Annotated in this window: 19 protein-coding genes; 10 read left to right on the top strand and 9 right to left on the bottom strand. The window is 71.9% G+C overall.

Features of this window, described 5'->3' with window-relative positions; all coding sequences use genetic code 11:
* The first annotated feature begins 19 nt into the window (after positions 1–19).
* Both ACIBI5_RS39600 and ACIBI5_RS39605 read left to right on the top strand, forming a co-directional pair.
* A complete protein-coding gene (locus ACIBI5_RS39600; RefSeq protein ID WP_397254605.1) occupies positions 20–1,219 on the top strand; it encodes an acetyl-CoA C-acetyltransferase in 1,200 nt (399 codons plus the stop codon).
* Positions 1,219–3,330 (top strand): 3-hydroxyacyl-CoA dehydrogenase NAD-binding domain-containing protein, encoded by a 2,112-nt coding sequence (locus tag ACIBI5_RS39605; RefSeq protein WP_397254607.1) that lies wholly within the window; start codon positions 1,219–1,221, stop codon positions 3,328–3,330. Before ACIBI5_RS39600 ends, ACIBI5_RS39605 begins: the two co-directional genes overlap by 1 nt.
* Here the strand turns inward: ACIBI5_RS39605 and ACIBI5_RS39610 are convergent.
* From ACIBI5_RS39610 to ACIBI5_RS39620, 3 genes are all read right to left on the bottom strand, one after another.
* Complete coding sequence (locus tag ACIBI5_RS39610) at positions 3,304–4,992, bottom strand: CocE/NonD family hydrolase (RefSeq protein ID WP_397254609.1); 1,689 nt, start codon at positions 4,990–4,992, stop codon at positions 3,304–3,306. The genes ACIBI5_RS39605 and ACIBI5_RS39610 overlap by 27 nt on opposite strands.
* A complete protein-coding gene (locus ACIBI5_RS39615) occupies positions 4,989–6,170 on the bottom strand; it encodes a serine hydrolase domain-containing protein (protein ID WP_397254611.1) in 1,182 nt (393 codons plus the stop codon). Before ACIBI5_RS39615 ends, ACIBI5_RS39610 begins: the two co-directional genes overlap by 4 nt.
* Positions 6,171–6,266: 96 nt before the next feature.
* Complete coding sequence (locus ACIBI5_RS39620) at positions 6,267–9,041, bottom strand: tetratricopeptide repeat protein (protein ID WP_397254613.1); 2,775 nt, start codon at positions 9,039–9,041, stop codon at positions 6,267–6,269.
* A gap of 97 nt (positions 9,042–9,138) precedes the next feature.
* On the opposite strand from ACIBI5_RS39620, the gene ACIBI5_RS39625 reads away from it, so the two are divergent.
* Positions 9,139–9,579 carry a carboxymuconolactone decarboxylase family protein gene (locus tag ACIBI5_RS39625; protein ID WP_397254615.1) on the top strand — a complete coding sequence of 147 codons (441 nt, stop codon included), beginning with the start codon at positions 9,139–9,141 and terminating at the stop codon, positions 9,577–9,579.
* 49 nt (positions 9,580–9,628) lie between these two features.
* On the opposite strand, the gene ACIBI5_RS39630 is transcribed toward ACIBI5_RS39625, so the two are convergent.
* The gene (locus tag ACIBI5_RS39630) at positions 9,629–10,717 is read right to left on the bottom strand and encodes an FAD-dependent oxidoreductase (RefSeq protein WP_397254618.1); all 1,089 of its coding nucleotides are present in this window, start codon (positions 10,715–10,717) and stop codon (positions 9,629–9,631) included.
* Positions 10,718–10,743: 26 nt separating this feature from the next.
* Here ACIBI5_RS39630 and ACIBI5_RS39635 point away from each other — a divergent pair, with 26 nt between their 5' ends.
* The gene (locus tag ACIBI5_RS39635) at positions 10,744–11,292 is read left to right on the top strand and encodes a TetR-like C-terminal domain-containing protein (RefSeq protein WP_397254620.1); all 549 of its coding nucleotides are present in this window, start codon (positions 10,744–10,746) and stop codon (positions 11,290–11,292) included.
* A gap of 5 nt (positions 11,293–11,297) precedes the next feature.
* On the opposite strand, the gene ACIBI5_RS39640 is transcribed toward ACIBI5_RS39635, so the two are convergent.
* Positions 11,298–11,900 carry a hypothetical protein gene (locus ACIBI5_RS39640; RefSeq protein ID WP_397254622.1) on the bottom strand — a complete coding sequence of 201 codons (603 nt, stop codon included), beginning with the start codon at positions 11,898–11,900 and terminating at the stop codon, positions 11,298–11,300.
* Positions 11,901–12,032: 132 nt separating this feature from the next.
* On the opposite strand from ACIBI5_RS39640, the gene ACIBI5_RS39645 reads away from it, so the two are divergent.
* The gene (locus tag ACIBI5_RS39645; RefSeq protein ID WP_397254624.1) at positions 12,033–12,500 is read left to right on the top strand and encodes a hypothetical protein; all 468 of its coding nucleotides are present in this window, start codon (positions 12,033–12,035) and stop codon (positions 12,498–12,500) included.
* Here ACIBI5_RS39645 and ACIBI5_RS39650 read toward each other — a convergent pair.
* The 3 genes from ACIBI5_RS39650 to ACIBI5_RS39660 form a co-directional block, all read right to left on the bottom strand.
* A complete protein-coding gene (locus ACIBI5_RS39650; protein WP_397254626.1) occupies positions 12,478–12,825 on the bottom strand; it encodes a VOC family protein in 348 nt (115 codons plus the stop codon). The genes ACIBI5_RS39645 and ACIBI5_RS39650 overlap by 23 nt on opposite strands.
* Positions 12,826–12,914: 89 nt before the next feature.
* Positions 12,915–14,258, bottom strand: coding sequence for a dihydroorotase family protein (locus ACIBI5_RS39655; RefSeq protein ID WP_397254628.1), 1,344 nt, complete (start codon positions 14,256–14,258; stop codon positions 12,915–12,917).
* Positions 14,255–15,484, bottom strand: a complete 1,230-nt coding sequence (locus ACIBI5_RS39660) for an MFS transporter (protein ID WP_397254630.1) — start codon at positions 15,482–15,484, stop codon at positions 14,255–14,257. Before ACIBI5_RS39660 ends, ACIBI5_RS39655 begins: the two co-directional genes overlap by 4 nt.
* An 83-nt stretch (positions 15,485–15,567) precedes the next feature.
* Between ACIBI5_RS39660 and ACIBI5_RS39665 the strand changes: the two genes are divergently transcribed.
* Both ACIBI5_RS39665 and ACIBI5_RS39670 read left to right on the top strand, forming a co-directional pair.
* On the top strand, positions 15,568–16,767 hold the full coding sequence (locus tag ACIBI5_RS39665; RefSeq protein WP_397254632.1) for an asparaginase: 1,200 nt from the start codon (positions 15,568–15,570) through the stop codon (positions 16,765–16,767).
* Complete coding sequence (locus tag ACIBI5_RS39670; RefSeq protein ID WP_397254634.1) at positions 16,682–17,341, top strand: GntR family transcriptional regulator; 660 nt, start codon at positions 16,682–16,684, stop codon at positions 17,339–17,341. Before ACIBI5_RS39665 ends, ACIBI5_RS39670 begins: the two co-directional genes overlap by 86 nt.
* A 1-nt stretch (position 17,342) precedes the next feature.
* On the opposite strand, the gene ACIBI5_RS39675 is transcribed toward ACIBI5_RS39670, so the two are convergent.
* Entirely contained in the window at positions 17,343–18,086 is a 744-nt protein-coding gene (locus ACIBI5_RS39675; RefSeq protein WP_397254636.1) for an SDR family oxidoreductase, read from the bottom strand.
* A gap of 49 nt (positions 18,087–18,135) precedes the next feature.
* Between ACIBI5_RS39675 and ACIBI5_RS39680 the strand changes: the two genes are divergently transcribed.
* The 3 genes from ACIBI5_RS39680 (at position 18,136) to ACIBI5_RS39690 (ending at position 19,606) form a co-directional block, all read left to right on the top strand.
* Positions 18,136–18,708 (top strand): TetR/AcrR family transcriptional regulator, encoded by a 573-nt coding sequence (locus ACIBI5_RS39680; protein ID WP_397254638.1) that lies wholly within the window; start codon positions 18,136–18,138, stop codon positions 18,706–18,708.
* A 112-nt stretch (positions 18,709–18,820) separates the two neighbouring features.
* On the top strand, positions 18,821–19,261 hold the full coding sequence (locus tag ACIBI5_RS39685) for a DUF5994 family protein (protein WP_397254640.1): 441 nt from the start codon (positions 18,821–18,823) through the stop codon (positions 19,259–19,261).
* Positions 19,262–19,294: 33 nt separating this feature from the next.
* On the top strand, positions 19,295–19,606 hold the full coding sequence (locus tag ACIBI5_RS39690) for an STAS domain-containing protein (RefSeq protein WP_397254642.1): 312 nt from the start codon (positions 19,295–19,297) through the stop codon (positions 19,604–19,606).
* Position 19,607 lies beyond the last annotated feature (1 nt).

A 19,607-nucleotide genomic window follows, 5' to 3' on the forward strand; every position in this document is an offset into this window, starting at 1 on the left:
CGTTCCTACCGTCGGGACCGTGGAAGCCCTCATCTTCGACGCCGTGCGCACGCCGCGCGGCCTCAGCAAACGCGGCGCGCTGCGCGGCATCCGCCCCGTCGACCTCGCCGCGCAGGTCCTGCGCGCCCTGGCCGGCCGCAACCGCCTGGACGGCCCGGAGGTCGACGACGTCGTCCTCGGCTGTGTCAGCCCCGTCGGCGAGCAGGGCAGCGACATCGCCCGCATCGCCGCCCTCGTGGCCGGGCTCGACCTCGACACCCCCGGCGTGCAGATCGACCGGTTCTGCGGATCGGGCCTGGAGGCGGTGAACCTGGCGGCCATGAAGATCCGGTCAGGGTTCGAGGACCTGGTGATGGCGGGCGGCGTGGAGTCGATGTCCCGCGTGCCCATGGGCTCGACCGGCGGCGCCTGGATGGACGATCCGGAGACGGCGCTGCGTACCGGGTACGTGCCGCAGGGCGTGGCCATCGACCTGCTGGCGACCCTGGAGGGCTACACCCGCGAGGAGGTGGACGCCTACGCGCTGTCGTCGCAGCGCCGTGCCACGCGGGCCAGGGACAAGGGGTACTTCGACCGCTCGCTCGTCGCGGTGACCGGGCCTGACGGCCTCGCCGTACTGGATCATGACGATGCGATCAGGCCCCGGACCACGATGGAGGGGCTGGCCGGGCTGTCGCCGAGCTTCGCCCTGGCCGGCGAGACGTTCGACGCGGTCGCCGTCGGCCGCTACCCCCAGGTCGAGCGGGTCGAGCACATCCACACCGCGGGAAACTCCTCCCAGATCGTGGACGGCGCCGCCGCCATGCTGATCGGCGGCGCGGCGGCGGGCGAACGGCTGGGCCTCACGCCACGCGCCAGGATCGTCGCGACAGCCGTGGTCGGCACCGAGCCGACGCTGATGTTCACCGGCCCGGTGCCCGCCACCCGCAAGGCGCTGGCCAGGGCCGGCCTCACGCTCGACGACATCGACCTCTTCGAGGTCAACGAGGCGTTCGCGGCCGTGGTGCTCAAGTACGCCCGCGACCTCGGCCTCTCCCCCGACCGGATCAACGTCAACGGCGGCGCGATCGCGCTCGGGCACCCGCTCGGCGCCACCGGCTGCATCATCCTCGGCACCCTGCTGGACGAGCTGGAGCGCCGGAACCTGCGGCGCGGCCTGGCCACCCTGTGCGTGGGCGCCGGCATGGGCATCGCCACGATCATCGAGAGGGACGTGTGATGGCGATCGGCTACCACCGCGACGACGACGGCATCGTCACGCTTACGCTCGACCGGCACGACCGCCCGGTCAACACGCTCGACGCCGCCTTCGGCACCGCCCTGGCGTCGGCGCTCGACCGCCTGGACTCAGAGCGCGAGCACGTCACCGGCGTGATCGTCGCCTCGGCGAAGCCCACCTTCGCCGTCGGCGCCGACCTCGACCAGGTCTACGCCCTCACCCCCGCCGACGCGGCCGGGTTCGCCGGGCAGCTCGACCGCACCAAGGCCGCCTTCCGCAGGCTGGAACGTCTCGGCCGGCCCGTGGTGGCCGTGATCGGCGGCACCGCGCTCGGCGGCGGGCTGGAACTGGCCCTCGCCTGCCACCACCGCCTCTGCGCCGACGACCCGGCCATCCGCCTCGGCCTGCCTGAGGTCACGTTCGGGCTGCTGCCCGGCGGTGGCGGGGTGGTGCGGACCGTCCGCCTGCTGGGCCCCGCCGCCGCCCTGCCCCTGCTCATGGAGGGAGAACGGCTGCCGCCCCGTCGTGCGCTCGACGCCGGGCTCGTGGACCGGCTCGTCCCGGCCCGCGAACTGATCGGGGAGGCCCGCGCGTGGATCGCCGCCCACCCCGAGGCCGCGCAACCATGGGACACCCCCGCCCCATCCGAGGCCACGCAGCCGTGGGGCACCCCCGCGCACCAGGCCCCCGCCGCTCCCCCGCGCTTCTTCGAGACCGCCACCGCCCGCCTGTACGCCAGGACCCACGGCACGCTGCCCGCCCAGGAGCGGATCCTGGCCTGCGTGGCGGAGGCCGTCCGGGTGGACGTCGACACCGCCCTGCGTACCGAGACCCGGCACCTGGTCGCGCTCGCCACCGGCCAGGTGGCCAAGAACATGATCGGCTGCCATTGGCACGATCGCAACGAGGTCACCCGGCGGGCCCGGTCCACCGGCGGAGTACGGCGGCTCGGCGTGATCGGCGCCGGGATGATGGGCGCCGGGATCGCCGCGGTCGCCGCCGCGGCGGGCATCGAGGTGGTGCTCACCGACGTGAGCGCGGAGGCGACCGAGCGCGGGCACGACGAGGTCGTCCGCCGGCTGAGGCGGCAGGTCGCCCAGGGCAGGATGAGCGCCGCCGCCTGCGGCGCGGCCATCGACCACCTCGCCGGTCCTGGCACCGCGATCGCCGGGTGCGACCTCGTGGTCGAGGCCGTCTTCGAGGACCGCGCGCTCAAGCGCCGTGTGCTGGCCGGCGCCGAGGACGGCACCGCCGTGCTCGCCTCCAACACCTCCACGCTGCCGATCACCGGGCTGGCCGAGGGGCTGCGGGCCCCCGGTGACCTCGTGGGTCTGCACTTCATCTCGCCCGTGGAGCGCGTACCCCTGCTGGAGGTCGTGCGCGGCGAGCGGACCGGGGACGCCGCGCTCGCGCTGGCCTTCGCCTTCGCCCGGCAGATCGGCAAGACGCCGATCCTCGTCAACGACGGCCCCGGCTTCTACACCTCGCGGGTGTTCGTCTCCTACACCGCCGAGGGCGCGGCCATGCTCGCGGAGGGCGTGCCGGCGGCGCTCGTGGAGAACGCCGCCCGCGGGGCCGGCATGGCCGTGGGCCCGCTGGCCGTCAGCGACGAGGTCGCCCTGGCCACCATGCTCAGGGTGCGCCGCCAGAACGAGGCGGACGCGGCGGCCGACGGCCGCGAGCTGGGCCACGCCACCGCCTACGGCGTCTTCACCTGGATGGTCGAGCAGATGAACCGGCCTGGGCGGGCCGGGGGCGGCGGCTTCTACGACTACCCCGATCGGGCGCGCAAGCGCCTGTGGCCGGGGCTGGCCGAGCGCTTCGGCGGCGACCGGCCCATTCCCGAGCGGGACGTGCGCGAGCGGCTGCTGTTCGCCCAGGCGCTGGAGAGCGTGCGCGCCCTGGAGGACGGGATCCTGACCTCCACCGCCGACGCGAACGTCGGCAGCGTGCTCGGCCTCGCCTTCGCGCCGTGGTCGGGCGGCACACTCCAGTTCGTCAACCAGTACGGCCCGCGCGCCTTCACCGAACGCGCCGACCGGCTGGCCGACGCCTATGGCGAGCACCTGCGCCCGCCGTCCCTGCTACGGGGTCGGACCGAGCCCTTCTGACAGGACCGGCAGCTCCAGCCGCGACGGATACAGCACGCTGTGGTGCACGGTCTGGTGGGCGACCACCCCTGCGGTGTCGGAGCCGACCGGCTCGCCGGTGTTCATGTTGCGGTCGTAGGCGGGGAAGTCGCTGCTGGTGATCTCCAGGCGGACGCGGTGCCCGGCCGGGAAGCGCCACGCGGTGTGGCCGAGGCCGATGGTGTACTCCTCGACCGTTCCCGGCTCCAGGAGTTGCTCGATGTCCGGTCCGTGCCGGTGGCGGGCGCGCTGCACGCCACCGGCCGCGGCCAGCGCGCGGCCGTCGGGGAAGACGTCGACGAGCTTGGCGGCGAAGTCGGTGTCGCGGGCCGACGACGCCGCGAACAGCCGTACCGCCACCTGGCCCACCACGTCGAGCGGCTCGTCCAGGACGGGCGAGGTGTAACACAGGACGTCGGGGCGCTCCTGCAGCCGGGAACGGTCGAGCGGGCCCGGCACCAGCCGGCCCAGGTTGACCACCCGGCCGCCGCGGGTGGGCACGGGGTCGTCCGGGTCGTAGGCGTAGTGGTCGGGATGCTCGTCCGCGGGCGGCTGTGTGCCCAGACGGCCGTCGTCCTCCAGGTACAGCGTCCTGAGCTCGCCCGGCGGCGGCCACCGGTCCGCGTCGCGCCACTCGTCGGCGCCCATGAGGAAGTACCGCACGGCGGGCGCCGCGGACGGAGTGCCCCGCACGTGTTCGTCGAAGAAGGCCAGGTGCTGGGCGGACAGGCCGAGCACCGTGGCGTCGCCGCGGGCGGAGAAGCTGACCTCGCCCTGGCAGTAGCCGAGCCGGCCGTCGTGCGACCAGGGGCCCACGATGAGCCGGTGCCGGTCGCCGTGGATCGCGCGCAGGCGCAGGAAGCCCTCGATGGTGGAGTCGCAGTGGTTGTCGAACCAGCCGGTGACGCTCAGGGCGGGCACCTCGACGGCCTCGTAGGCGAACGACTCGGCGATGCCAGGCGTGCCGTACGCCAGCATCTTCCCCACGTCGAGCGGGAAGCCCGGAACCGCGGCGAACTGCGGCAGGTCCTTCAGCGGCAACGTGCGCAGGGCGGCGGCCGGGTCGGTGGCGAGCTCCCACAGCTCGTAGGCGGCGCCGGGGTCGGCCGGACGCCCGGCGGCCCGCTCGCGCTCCAGCCAGTCCATGGCCATGAACGCCAGCCACGCCATGACCTCGTTGATGCGCATGACGCCGCCGGCGGCGCGGTCGAGTTCGGCGCTGCTGGTCATTCCGGGCGCGATCGCGCGCAGGTGCGGCGGGCGTTCCGCGGCGCCGAGCAGCTGCACGATCCCGAGGTAGGAGGCCCCGGCCATGACGACGTTGCCATCGCACCACGGCTGCGCGGCGGCCCATTCCACCGTGTCATGGGTGTCGCGGGCCTCCTGCTCGGCCATGAAGATCGTCCACTCGCCGTCGGAGCCCGCGCGGCCGCGCGTGTCCTGCACGACGCAGGCGTAGTCGCCCTGCACGCACTCCAGCGGGCGCAGGAAGTCGTTGTTGGTCCCCGTCCGTCCGTACGGCGTGCGGATCAGCACGGCGGGGCGGCGCCGTCCGTCGTCCGGCGTCCAGACGTCGCCGCGCAGCACGACGCCATCCCGCATGGGCATCTCCGCGTCGCGCACGATGGTGATCGGGGCCTTCACAGCACGGCCTTGTAGACGGCCTCGACCAGCGACTTGACCCGGAAGTCGCCGCCTTCCAGCAGCTCGGAGCCGCGGTTGGGCACGTAGCCGAACCCCATCCCGCGCTCGGGGTCGGCGAAGGCGAACGAGCCGGTGGCGCCGCTGCCGCCGAACAGGCCCTTGAGGTGCTCGGGCGCGGCCCAGAAGGGCCCTCCGGGAACGAGGAAGCCGAGTCCCCAGGCGGTGCGGACCTTGAGGAGCTCGTCGATGCCGTCCGACTCGGGGGTACGGATCTTGTCGACCAGCCAGGGCGAGAAGAGCCGGATGCCGTCGACCTCGCCGATCATGGCGGCGAAGTAGCGGGCCAGGGAGTGGGCGGAGGCGACGCCGTCCATGGAGGGGCTCTCCACCTGGTAGGTGCGGGGGTTGTTGGAGTCGTCCCACTCCTGGGTGACGCTGCCGTAGAAGGCGCGGAAGCTCAGGGTGTCCGGGTCCCCCAGCGCCTGGACGAAATCCGCCATCTCCGGCACCTGCATGCCGAGCTGGACGGACCGCTCGTCCGGCAGGACCATCTTGGCCAGCCGGGGCAGCGCGGCGTCGGGCACGCGGACGTAGCAGTCGAGGCCGAGCGGGCCGGTGATCTCCGCTTCGAGGAACGCGCTCAGCGTCATCCCGGACACGCGGCGGACGATCTCCCCGGCGAGGTGGCCGATGGTGACGCCGTGGTAGCCGTGCCGGGTGCCGGGCGGCCATTCCGGGGCGGCCGCGGCGAGGGTGTCGGTGATCGGGGTCCAGTCGCGCAGGTCCTCCCAGGTGACCGGGCGTGTGTGCATGCTGGGCAGTCCGGCGCGGTGGGCGAGCAGGGTGCGGACGGTGATGCCGCCCTTGCCGTTCTGGACGAACTCGGGCCAGTAGCGGGCGACCGGCGCCTCCAGGTCCACCTCCCCGCGCTCGACCAGCCGCAGAAGCGCGCCCGACGCGAACGTCTTGCAGGTGGAGGCGATGGCGGCCAGCGTGTCCCGGTTCCAGGGGCGATGGGTGTCCGGGTCGGCCTCGCCGCCCCACAGGTCGACGACGGGGCGGCCGTACCGGTAGACGGCGAGACCGGCGCCGACCTCGCCGCTGTCGGTGAAGTTGCGCTCGAACGCCTCGCGGACGGCCTCGAAACCGGGGGCGACGGTGCCTTGGACATGGGTCATGGCGGATTCCCTCCACAGCTCTACCGACCGGTCGGTCGATACCATAACGATATCGACCGACCGGTCGGTCGGCAACTTTCGGAGCCCGGGATCTGCCTACCGCGCGCGTTCGAGCAGGGCCCGCACCTCGTCCGCCTCGGGCACGCCGAGCTCGCCGTACAGGTCAAGGGCCAGCCGCCCGTGCTCGCGGGCCTGGTCGGAGTGTCCCAGCGTGAGATGGGCGCGGGCCAGGCCGTCGTGCGCGCGGGCCTGCTCAGGCCGGTTGCGGGAGGCGTCGGCCAGCGCGAGCGCCGCCTCGTGCTCCTCGACCGCCCGTGCGGGATCGCCTGCCGCCTCGGCCAGCCCGTTGAGCGCGACCGCCTCGTCCGTGATGTTGCCGAGCTTGCGGTAGAGCGCGGCGGCCTCCTGGTGCCGGGTGCGCGCCTGGTCGAGCAGGCCCTGGTGGCGCGCGACGACGCCGAGGTGGTTGAGCACCAGCGCCTCGCCGCCCGGGTTGCCGATCTTGCGGTGGAGCGCCAGCGCCACGTCGAGGTGCCTGCGGGCCTCCTCCGGGCGTTCGGCACGGTCGAGGACGAGGGCGAGGTAGCCGAGGACATGGGCCTCGCCCCACGTGTCGGCCCCGATGCGGGTCAGGTCCAGCGCCCGCTTGAGGTACTGCTCCGCCTGCTCGTCCTGGCGCCTGCGCTGAGCGACGTTGCCCAGGGTCAGCAGGGCCCGCGCCTCCTCATGCGGCTCCTCGCACGCCTCCAGCGCCTGGTTCGCGTGCTCCTCCGCCTGCTCGTACCGGCCGAGGCGCCAGTACGTCCAGGACAGGTCGGTCAGCGCCTGCGCCTCGAAGCCGTGGCTGCCGAGCGTGCGGCTGCGCCGCAGGACCAGGTTGTGCAGGGTCAGGGCGTCGTCGTGGTGCGCCTGCCGGTCGAGGTACGGGCGCAGCGCCAGGCCCATGAAACCGAGGCAGACCTCCGGTCCGTGCAACGCGGTCACGATGATGTTGGAGCGCTCGGCGTCGAGCCAGGTGAGGGCCTCGTCGGCGTCGCGGATGGGCGGGATCGGGGACTGCGGCTGCGGGATGCCCTCGCGCTGCACGATGCTGTCGGGGAAGAGCCGGTCCATCGCCGCACGCGAGCGGTGCAGGTAGTAGACGAGCAGCTGCAGGATCGCGCCGTCGTCGGCGCCGAGTGAGCGGGCGTGCTCGCGGAGCAGGTCGTGGAAGGTGTACCTGCCGGGTTCGAGCTGCAGGAGCATGTGGGCGTCCAGCAGGCTTTCGAGCAGATCCTCCGCCTCGTCCTCCGAGATCCCGGCCAGGGCGGCGGCGCCGTTCGGGTCGATGTCGCGGCCGGGGACCAGCCCGAGCAGGCGGAACAACCGCTGCTCGTCCTCGTGGAGCTGCTCGTAGGAGATGCTGAACGCGGCCGACACCCCGTCCAGCAGCCGTCGCTGGTCGCGCAGTTTGCCGGCGAGGTAGGCGACCGTCCAGCGCTGGCGGTGCTGCAGGCGGGCGGCCGAGATCCGGATGGCGAGCGGCAGATAGCCGCACAGCTCCAGCACCTCGCGGACCGCGTCGGGTTCGTCCCGCGCGCGGTCGCCGACGATCCGGCCGAACAGCTCCACGGCGTCCTGCTCATCCAGAACCTCGACGGACAGGGCGCGGGCGCCGTCCAGGCCGACCAGCCGCCGCCTGCTGGTGACCAGGACGAGGGTGTCGGAGCCGCCGGGCAGCAGGGGGCGTACCTGGTCGGCGTCGAGGGCGTTGTCCAGGACGACGAGCACCCGGCGGCCGGCCAGCTCGGCCCGCCACAGGGCGCTGCGCTCGGCCGGGGTCGCCGGGATCTGGTCCACGGGCACGCCCAGCTGGCGCAGCAGGGCCTCCAGCGCGGCTGCGGAGTCGACCGGCGTACTGCCCGCGGTGTGGGCCTGCAGATCGAGGAAGAGCCGGCCGTCCGGGTAACGGCCGGTCAGCTGGTGCGCCACGTGCACGGCGAGCGCGGTCTTGCCGATCCCGGCCATGCCGTCGATCGTGACGAGCGCCGCCTCCTGCTCGTCGGCGAGCCGTTCCAGCTCAGCGGTACGTCCGGAGAAATCCGGAATGTCGTAAGGCAGGAAGGTCCGCCGCGGCGGCGCGGCCGGTGCCGGCGGCTGGACGGGCCCGGCCGCCTCGGCCAGGCGCAGCGAAGGATCGTCGTTCAGCACCGCCCGCTCCAGTTCGGCGAACGCGTGCCCCGGGTCCAGCCCCTGCTCGTCGGCCAGCGCCGTACGGTAGGCGCGCGCCGCGGCCAGGGCGTCGGCCTGCCGGCCCGAGCGGTGCAGGGCCAGGACCAGGTGGCCGTTCAGCTTCTCCCTGATCGGGTTGGCGGCGACCTGGGCGGCCAGGTCGTCGAGCAGCTCCGCGTGGCGACCGGCGGCGAGCTCGGTCTCCGCCAGGCGTTCGCAGGCCGTCAGCCGCCGGTCGTTCCAGAGGTCGCGGACTCCGGCGACGTAGTGCGCGTGCACGTCTTCGAGGGCTTCGCCGTTCCACAGCTTCAGTGCCCCGCGCAGGTCGCCGAGCGTCACGAGCTCGGTGAACTCCTGGGCGTCCACCTGCCCCTGCGCCGGGTTCACGACGTAGCCGCCGGCCCGGGTCTCCAGCAGGTCGCCGTCGCCCGCGCCGCGCAGTGCCTTGCGGATCGCGGTGATCGAGGCGTGGACCTGCGAGCGGGCGGTGTCGGGCTGGTCATAGCCCCACATGGCCTCGATCAGCCGGTCGATGCTGATGACCCGTCCGGCGTTGAGCAGGAGATAGGCCAGCACCGCGCGATGCCGCGGGGCGATGCCCGCGAGAGGACCCCCGTCGACGATCACTTGGACCGGCCCGAGAAGCGTAAACCGCACCATTGTCACCCCATCGTCGACGCATAGCGAATGTATCAACTCGGGCGACCAATCTGTTCTCACAGCAACAACGACGAAAGAGGACAAAATGGAAGCCCGGATGAAGAACCCCGCGACGATCATCCCCGCCGCGATGAAGCCGATCATGGAGCTGATGAAGGCCGCGCAGTCGCAGGGCCTGCCCCAGGAACTGCTGGAGATGATCCACCTGCGCGTCAGCCAGGTCAACGGCTGCAGCTTCTGCGTCGACGCCGGCCTCAAGAACCTGCGCAAGCTCGGCGAGAGCGACGAGCGCGTCGGCCTGGTCGCCGCCTGGCGCGAGGCCCCGTACTACACCGACTCCGAGCGCGCCGCCCTGGCGCTGGCCGAGGCCGCCACCCGGCTGGCCGACCGCCCCGACTCCGTCTCCGACGAGATCTGGAACGACGCCGCCGACCACTTCGACGAGCAGCAGCTCGCCGCGATCCTGCTCATGATCGCCACGACGAACCTCTTCAACCGCCTCAACGCCCCGATCCGCCAGGTCGCCGGCACTTGGTAGAACCGGCCCTTCCCACCCTGTCAGGAGCTCACCATGAAGGTCCTCTGACTCACGCCATGGCCGAGAGGTACCCGCTCGACTTGCGGATCCACCAGGAGTACAGGACGCTCATCGGCCCGCCGGGCATTTTCCTGCCCGGCCGGTTGGCGATCTCGTCACCGGCCAGCCTGGCGGGCAGGCGCAGTTGCCTGGACCGGGTCCGCTCGTAGCCCCGCAGGTCGCCCAGTGAGCGGGTCAGCAGCCAGGCGTCTTCGATCGCCTGGTTGGTGCCCTGGGCGAGGCTGGGGGGCATCGTGTGGGCCGAGTCGCCCAGGAGCGTGGTGGCCCCGCGCCCCCAGACCTCCGGCACCTTGTGCCGCCAGTGCGGGAACGCCTGCATCTCGGTCACCGACGACAGCACCTCGGGGACCAGGCCCTTCCACCCGCCGAAGACCTCCTTGAGCCGGCCGATCGGGTCGACCTCGTCCAGCCAGAGCGGACGGCCCGGCGCCGTGCGCAGCTCGAACCAGTTCAGCACCCTGCCGGGGCCCGCCGGGGTCAGGCCCATCATCCCCTCCTTGCCGGTGATGACCAGGGAGCGCCCGGTGCCGACCAGCTCCAGGGGCACGTCGGCGAAGGTCTGCCAGGTGACCCATTCGGTACGCCGGGCCGGATCCTCCTTTCCCAGCGCGTGCCGTACCGCGGAGTTGCGGCCGTCGGCGCCGATCAGGACGTCGCCGCGGACCGTGCTCCCGTCGGCCAGCGTGACCTCGGCCCGGTCGGGGTCGACGCCCACGACCTCGCTTCCGTAGCGGACGGGCACCCCTTCGACCAGACGTTCGACCAGGTCCCGGCGGGCGATGTGCACGCTGGGAGCGCCGTACTTACGTTCGAGACGCAACAGGTCGATGTTCATCAGCGATACGCCCTCCGGCGACCACCCCTCCAGCACCGTCAGCCGGCTGCCCAGGTCGGTCGGGTCCGCCCCGAGCTCGCGCAGGATACGGATCGAACCCGGCCACAACGTGACGGAGCCGCCCGCCGTCCGCAACTCCGGCGCCCGCTCAAGGATCTCCACGTCGTGTCCGGCCGCCGCGAGCGAGCGCGCCGCGACCAATCCGCCCGGTCCCGCGCCTATGATGATGATTCTGATACGCATAGTATCTGATACTAGGAGTCTCACTTATGGCGCGCAAGCCCGATCCGGAGGTCGATGTCCGCATCAAGCGGGCGGCGACCACCCTGATCTTCACGAAGGGCCTGGACTTCACCATGGACGAGGTGGCCCAGGCCGCCTCCGTGGGCAGGGCGAGCGTGTTCCGCCGCTACGCCACTAAACGGGACCTTCTGCTCGACGCGCTCGGCTCGGCCATGGACGCCAAGGTGGCGATGCCCGACACCGGGTCGTTCGCCGGCGACCTGCGCGTGGTCGTCACCGAGACGATGGAGGCCTGGAAGGCCATGGGCCCCATCGCCAGGCAGATGTACGGCGAGGCCGGCCGCGACCCCGCCGTGGCCGAGATCCTGCGCGAGGCGATGCGGTCGAGAATGGCCCGCGCATGGGAGATCTACGACAACGCGCTCGCCCGCGGCGAGGTACGCGAGGACGCCGACCTGTGGCTGCTGAGTGACATGTTCGTCGGCGTGGTCGTCTACCGGGGCATGCTGGAGAAGGAGTTGCCCACCGTGGAGGCCGTCGTCGAGGCCCTGCTGCACGGCTTCGCTCCCCGCTGAGCCGTTCAGCAGACTCCGGGAAGGGAGCAGACCTTGGCGGCCATCTTCCTGGTGGTCTTGGTCAGCCCGCCCGGGTTGTAGTCGCCGGCGGAGGTGGTGTAGATCATCAGGGCGCTGCCCCTGCGCGCGACGACGCCGGTGACCGTCTCGTTCACGTAGCCGTCCTGCCAGGTCCGGTAGCCCATGCCGATCGACTCGTCGCCCGCCTTGACCTTGCTCGTCCGCCACCGGATCTTGAGAGCGGGAGAGGCCGGATCCCCCTTGCGCGCGCACCGCTTGACCTCGGCGCGCAGCTTGGCGAACGCGGCGTGGGCGGCACGCGGGCTCTTGTACAGGACGAGTTGTTCCGACTCGCCGCTCGGGGCGCTGGTCCAGAGCGTGATCGTGCGGGCCGCCAGGCGGCCGCGGTCGATGGCGCGCCGGTGTACGCACGGGTTCAGCTCCAGCGGCCTGGTGAGCTTGTCGCTGATCTTGTAGCCCATTTCGGCCGCGTCGTCCGGAGAAAGGACCTTGCGTGCGGCGGGCTCGCTGAACAGGAAGTTCTTCGGGATCTCGGTCGCGGTCGCCGGCGAGAGGGCCAGCACCATGGAGAGCGTCACGGTGATCATGCAACTTTGGACTCCGCCGTGGACCCCTTGGTTCGCCTCACCCCCTTGGGTACAGCGCACCCTTGATGAGCACGTTGTACCCACATGTTCTTGGTGTTAACAAGCCCATTCCCATCCCATACCGTGGGAGGAATGCACGGAAAGATCGAAGCAGCACTGGAAAAGACGTACGGCACGGCCCAGCCGTGGGGAGAACTGGCCGGAGGCGCCATCCGCGCGTACGCGGTCGACCTCCCGCGCCCCCACTGGCACCTGATCACCATCGGGACGGGCCGGCACGGCTACGAGCTCAGCCTCCGCGTGGCCCGCGGCCCCGCGGACGCCGCCCCGCCCGACTGGTGCATCGGCATCCTGCTCGACCTGCGCGAACGGCCCCTGGCCCCCGGCCAGCTCACCCGCATGAACCCGCGAGGATCACTGACGGCGCTGGCCCTGACCGTGGACCCCGAGTTCGACGTCCTGGACACGCTCACGTTCTTGCAGGTCGCCGCGCTCACCGAGGCCGAGTACGAGCGGGCGCGGGCAGGTCACGTCATCCCCACCCTGTGGCAGATCGGCCAGGACGTGCCCCTGCACATCATCGATGACTCAGCACGTTGATCACCCGGCCGTTGGGGTCACGGACGAAGAACCGTCGCACCCCCCAATCCTCATCGCGCAGGTCGTGCACGATCTCGGCGCCACTCGCACGCACGGCCGCGTACGCCGCGTCGACGTCATCCACCTCGACGCTCACGTCCGGCGTGACCGGGGCGGTCTTGTCACCGGTCATGAAGCTGATCTGCGCCGCCGGCGTGGACGGCGAGGCGAGCGTCACGATCCACCCGTGGTCCATGACCTCCTCGAACCCCAGCAGCCCGTAGAACTCCCGGCTCTCCTGCAGGGCCTTCGACCGGATGACGGGCATGACGCGGCTGACGGACATCGAAAACTCCAGATCTGTATGGAAACTCTTCCCCGAAGGGCGGTCCCCCGGCCAAAGCACCCCCAACCGCCCTCGGCACCGCCACAATCCTAAGCGCCACCGCCGGACAGGAACCGGCCCTCGCGGGCGTCGAGAGGTTCGCCCTTCTCGGCGATCAGGACACCACGCAGATACGTCCGCACCACCAGGCCGGTGACGGCACGGCCGTGGTACGGGGTCCAGCCCGCCTTGGACAGCATGTTCTCGTTGGCCAGCGTGCGCCGGCCGCCGGGATCGACCAGGACCAGATCGGCGTCGGCCCCCACACCGATCCGGCCCTTGCGCGGGTACAGGCCGTACGTGCGGGCCGGCGTCTCTGCGTACACGCGGGCGACGTCCTCGTGGCTCAGGTGGCCACGGGCGGCGGCGTCCAGCAGGACCGGCAGGGTGGTGTCGAGTCCGGGCAGGCCGAAGTGAACGTTCCAGATGTCGCCGGCGGCCTTCTGCTCCAGGGTGGACGGGGCGTGGTCGCTCGACATGTGCGTCAGCGTGCCGGAGCGCAGCAGCCGCCACATCAACGCCTCGTCGGAGTCGGTGCGCGCCCTGGCCGGCGGCGTGAACTTGCGCAGCGCCCCGTGCTCGTGCACCTCGTCCTCCCGCAGCAGGAAGTACTGCGGGCAGCCCTCGGCGCCCAGCCGGGCGCCGCCGGCCCGCTCGCGCGCGAGGTAGTCGGCGACCTCGGGGTGGCTGACGTGCGCGACGACGGCCCGCGCTCCGACGCGCCTGACGAGCAGCGCGGTGACAGCCGCTGCGACGACTTCGGCGTCACGGTCGCGCCAGTCGGGGAGCAGGCCGGGGTCCGTGCGCCCGGATCCGCGCAGCAGACGCTCGGCGTCCGCGGTCAGCGACTCGTCCTCGCAGTGCACCAGGCTGACGGCGTCCGCCAGTGCGGTGGCGTTGAGGTGGGCGCGCAGCGCGGCGGCGTCGTGGCCGGGGATGCCGTGCGTGGTGCAGGTGAACACCTTGAAGAAGGCGACGCCCGCCCGCCACAACCCGGCGACGTCGCCGGCGGCGCCGGGCCAGGCGTGCGCGGCCAGCCCGAAGTCGACGTTGGAGCGGCCGGTGAGGTACGACTGCTTGCCGCGCAGATCCGCCACCGTGCGCACGGGCGCGCCGTGGCTGTGCTCCACGATGGTGGTGACGCCGGCCACCGCCGCTGCCGCCGTACCGGTCGGGAAGTCCTCGCGCTCGATGCTGCCTGGGTCCATGAGATGGACGTGGGTGTCCACCCCGCCGGGCAGAACCAGCAGGCCCGACGCGTCGACCTCCCGGCGGGCCGCGGGCCGGTCGGTGCCGATGACCGCGATCCGGCCGTCGGCGACGCCGATGTTCTGCCGCCGGCGGCCGCCCGGGGTGACGACCATGCCACCGGCGATCAGCAGGTCCAGCGTCATCGGTGAGTTCCCTTCTCCGTTTTCACCAGCAGGAGCGTGGCCAGGGCCACGATAGGCAGAATCCCCAGCACGCCCACCGCCGCGCCGCCCCAGCCGAAGTGTCCCTTGAGGGCCGTGAACAGGTATCCGGCGAAGGCCGACGGAATGTAGAAGCAGGCCACGAACAGGCCGGAGACCCGCCCGGCCAGCTCCGGGCGGACGGAGCGCTGAATGGCCGAGTAGAGGTTCACGAACAGCACACCGCTGGCCAGCGCGCCCTCGGCGAACGAGAGGGTGTACTGCATGCCGTGCCCGCCGGGTACGTGGAACATGACCAGGCCGACGACGCTGAGCCCCACCAGGCAGACCAGCATCAAGCGGCGCTGGTCGAGGCGGTCACCGAGGTATCCGCCGACGATGCTCAGCATGGCGCCGCACCCGAACATGGCGGCGGCGAAGCCCGCCTCGGTCCTGGTGAAGCCGAGCTCCTCCTGGAGATAGGTGGGGTAGATCCCGAGGTAGCTGTAGAGCATGACGCCGACCACGCCGGCGCTGACCGCGAGCAGCACGGTGTTGCGGTTGAGCAGGAACGCCGGCAGATGGGCACCGCCGGCGGCGGCCGCGGTCCCGGCCGGCTCCGCCCGCTCGGAGAAGACCTTGGGGACCCCGAACCACAGAACCACGATCATCACCAGGCCCAGGAGCCCATAGGTGATGAACGGCGTCGTCCAGTGACCGGAGGCGGTGGCGAGCATGGCGCCCAGATAGGGGCCGAGTACGCTGCCCAGCCCGAACACCGTGTTCAGGTAGCCCAGGGCCAGGGCGCGTGAGGCGTGGAAGTAGGCCCCGACGGCGGCGAACAGTGCGGTGATCTGCATGGCCTCGCCGACGCCCGACAGGGCCCGGTAGGCGAACATGTCGAGGAATCCGACCGCGAACGCGGTGAGCAAGGTGAATCCCGAGTAGATCAGGATGCCGATCGCCATGACCGCCTTGCGGGACAGGCGGTCGAGCAGGATGCCGGTCGGGACGCCGGCCAGGCCGATGCCGAGGGTGAAGACGGTCGCGAGCAGCCCGCCCTGGGACAGGGCCAGGCCGAGATCGGCGCGGATGTCGGGCAACAGGACCGGGAAGAGCTGCCGGTCCATCGCGTTCAGAATGTAGGACACGCCGAGCATGGCCATCGTGGTCAAGGCCACCGTCCGGGTCAGCCGGGCGGGTGTCGCCTTGGTCTTCTCTGTTGTCATCACTCCTCCATCGCCTCGCTGTTCCCCGAGGTATGTGGATGTTATAAAATGCACCCCATAACCTGTCAATGGAGGATGTGCCCATGACCGACCCCCTGGTCCGCGTCCTGTCCCTGGGCGGCACGATCACGATGACCCCGACCGAGAGCGGCGCGGTCGCACCCACGCTCGGCGGTGACGCGCTACTGGGCGCGGTCGCACCGGCGTTGCGGAGCATCCGGGTCACCGCCCAGACCCTCGGCCGCACCCCGGGCGCCGCGCTCACCCCCCACCTCGTCCTCGACGCCGTCCGCGCCGCGGCCGCGGCGATCCGCGACGGCGCGCACGGAGTGGTCGTGGTCCAGGGAACCGACACCATGGAGGAGTCCGCCTATCTGGCCGACCTCGTCTGGCGTGCGCACGAGCCCGTCGTGTTCACCGGGGCGATGCGGCCCGCGGGCGCGCTCGGCGCGGACGGCCCGGCCAACCTCGCCGCCGCCATCAGGACCGCGGCCGATCCCGAGGCGCGCGACCGCGGCGTGCTCGTGGTCATGAACGACGAGATCCACGCCGCCCACCGGGTCCGCAAGGTTCATGCCGGGGCGTTGCAGGCGTTCGAGTCGGGAGAGTTCGGGCTGCTCGGGCGCGTGGTCGAGGGTCTGCCGTGGTTCGCGGGGGCGCCGGTGGGGAGCGGGGCGCCGCCGTGGTTCGCGGGGGCGCCGGTGGGGAGCGGGGCGCCGCCGTGGTTCGCGGGGGCGCCGGTGGGGAGCGGGGCGCTGCCGTACCCGTCGGGACCGGCCTTTGTCCCTCTGCTTGAGACGCACCTCGGCGACGACGGCGGCGCGCTGCGGGCCCTGCTCGACACCGGGCTCGACGGCGCGGTGATCGCGGCGTACGGCGTCGGCCACGTCTCACCCGCCCTGGCCGACACCATCGAGAAGGCGGCGGCCAAGATCCCGGTCGTGCTCGCCACCAGGACCGGCGCCGGGAGCACCCTGCGCGCCGCCTACGATTTCCCCGGCTCCGAAGCCGACCTGATCGGCCGGGGCGTCATCACCGCGGGACGGCTCAACCCGCGCCAGGCCCGGCTGCTGCTGTGGCTGCTGCTGGCCTCGGGCACCCCTCCGGCCGAGATACCGTCGGCGATCGTCGCACGCGGTGGCGGCTATGCTGAACGGGCGCTGTCGTGGCCGCGTCCAGCCGGATCGGAGGCGAAAAGTGTTGCCCAACAAGCAGCCGAACCGATCAAGGACGGCGCACGAGTACGCCAGGGAGAGGATCCGCACGGCCATCCTCTCGGGTGAGCTCGCGGCCGGCACCCGGCTGCTGCAGCGGGAGATCGCCGCCGACCTCGACGTCAGCACCACCCCGGTCAGGGAGGCGCTGCGCGACCTGGCCACCGAAGGGCTCATCTACCTCGACGCGCACCGGGGCGCCGTGGTGCGCAGCCTCGATCTGGACGAGGTCCGCGAGATCTACGAGATGCGCATGGCGCTCGAACCGCTCATGATCAAGCGGGTGCTCGCCGCCGTCACCGACGAACGGCTGGCCGCGGCGGCTGACCTGTGCGAGCGGATGGCCGTCGAGCCGGATCTGTCCGTCTGGGTCGACCTCAACCGGCGCTTTCACGGCCTGCTCTCCGACGAGGGCGACGACGGCAAGCTGGCCCAGACGCTACGCAGCCTGCGCGCCAGCGCCTCGGCCTACGTCAGCCTGTCCCTGGACGCGCGTCCCGAGCAGGTCGGCGAGGCCAACGCCGAGCACCGCCGCCTGGTCGAGCTCTACCGTGCCCGTGACCTCGACGGGATCATCGCCGTCACCCTCCAGCACCTGCGCAACACGCTGGCCGCCATCGAGGCCGTCCACCAGGAGTTCTGAGTCAGCCGATGCGCGGCCCCAGGTGGACGCCGCCGCTGGCGTCCACCACCTGCCCGGTCACCCATCGGGCCGCGTCGGAGGCGAGGAATCCCACCACGTCGGCCACGTCCTCGGCCCTGCCCACCCGGTCCAGCGCCGTATGGGCGGCGAAGAAGGCCGATGCCTCAGGGGTGAAGAGGGAGGCGTTGGCGCTGGTCCGAGTGGCGCCAGGGGCGACGACGTTCACCGTGATGCCGCGGCTGCCGAGCGCCTGGGCCAGGGAGAGGCTCATGGTCTCCAGCGCGCCCTTGGTCATGGCGAAGGAGGTCTGCGTGGGATAGGCCATGCGGGTGGCGACGGTGGAGATGCTGATGATCCGCCCGCCGTTCCGCATGAGGGGCAGGAGCCGCTGGATGAGGAAGTACGGGGCTTTGACGTTGACCGCGAACAACCGGTCGAACTGCTCAGGGGTGTCCGTCTCGATCGGCCCGGCGGGCGGGGCGGCCGCGTTGTTGACCAGGATGTCCAGTTCGCGCTCCGCCAGCGCGTCGGCCAGTTCGCCCACGCCGGCCATGGTGGCGAGGTCGGCCCGCACCGGGAAGGCGCGCTCGCCGATCCGGTCGACCGTCTCGGCCACCTCGGCCTCACTGGTGCTGTAGTGCACGGCGACGCGGGCGCCATCGGCGGCGAGCCGTTCGGCGATGGAACGGCCGATGCCGCGCGAGGCTCCGGTCACCAGCGCGGTCTTGCCGATCAGTCGTGTCATCGGACCCTCCAGAAATGTTAGTTACTACCACTTTGGTACTGTCTACCACATGACGAGCCTGCGTGACCGGCGCCGTATCGAGACAAGACAGGCGATCCAGGCGCACGCCATCCGCCTCTTCCTCGACCAGGGCTACGACGCGACGACCGTGACCGGCGTGGCCGAGGCGGCGGGCGTCTCCGCGATGACCGTGTACCGGCACTTCGCCACCAAAGAGGACCTGGTGCTGTACGACGACTACGACCAGGTGACCGCCGCCACCGTCACCGCCCGGCCCGAGACCGAGTCGCTCCACGAGCGCATCGGCCTGGCCCTCGTCGAGATGGCCGCCACGGCGATCGCCGCCGAGAAGGCCATGCTCCTGGCCCGGCTGAGCCTGATGATCTCCGTCCCGGCACTGCGCGCCCACCACCTGGACAGCCAGTACGCCACCCAGTCCGCGATCGTCACCGCGCTCTGCGGCCCGTCGCCGGACCCCGCCGAGGAGTTCCGCGTACGCGCCACGGCCGGAGCCTGCCTGGGCGCCACCCACGTGGCGCTGGTGCGCTGGGCCGAGAGCGACGGCCACGCCGACCTGCCCGGACTGATGCGCCAGGCCCTGGGCTTCGCTTTCGAAAGGTGAGGTAAGGTGCAGTTACCGAGGACATCTCGAGCGTTGGCACTCAGGTCGGCGTCGCCCCCGGCGATTCACCACCGGCCCGTTTGCGCGGGCCCGGACAGGTCAGGCGACGAACATGACGCCGACACTTCTACCGCTCCACCCCGTCCCGCGGCTCAGCCTTGACCCTACGCCCAGCCGAAGAGCCGTCGTGAACGGTGCCTGGTGGCCTCGCTCCCGCGACGCCGCCGCCGAGTTGCCCGGCCTCGTCGCCGCCGGCGACCAGCGGCTGGGGCGCACGACGTTGCTGGTCGGCCTGCACCCGGACGCGTGGCGACACATACCGGACCGGATCCCGGCACGCGGGCGACTCGTCCGCGTCGGCCGCTTCCGCGGCGCGGACCCGCACGTGGTCGTGCTGTTCTTCGCCGCCGTCGAGCCGGTGGCCCTGCTGCTCATCCCGCCGGACACCGCCGCCGGACCCGCCCAGAACGCCCTGACGCGCGCCGCCCGGCACACCGCCGACCTGACGGCCGACGACCTCCTCGCCCTCACGCGCCTGCCGACCGCGGTGTGATCCCGCATCGGTTTCTCCGAAAGGAGACCTTTCATGGCCGTCATGTCTGGCATCGCCGAACCGTCGACGCCGACCGTCATTCGCCTGACCGGTGAGATCGACATCTTCACCAGCGCGGCGCTTCGCCGCCGGTTGCTGGGCGCGCTGGACTCCAGCACGAACCTGCTCGTCCTCGACCTGTCCCAGGTGTCGTTCTGCGACGCCTCCGGCCTGGCCGTCCTGGTCGGGATCCAGCACCGCGCCAGGCCGCTGGGCATCACGGTGGTGCTGACCGCACCCCGTCCGTTCATGTCCCGGCTCCTGCGCATCACCGGCCTGGACCGCGGCCTGCCGGTGATGAACTGAA

It is taken from the genome of Nonomuraea sp. NPDC050540 (assembly GCF_044457485.1).
Lineage (GTDB): Bacteria > Actinomycetota > Actinomycetes > Streptosporangiales > Streptosporangiaceae > Nonomuraea.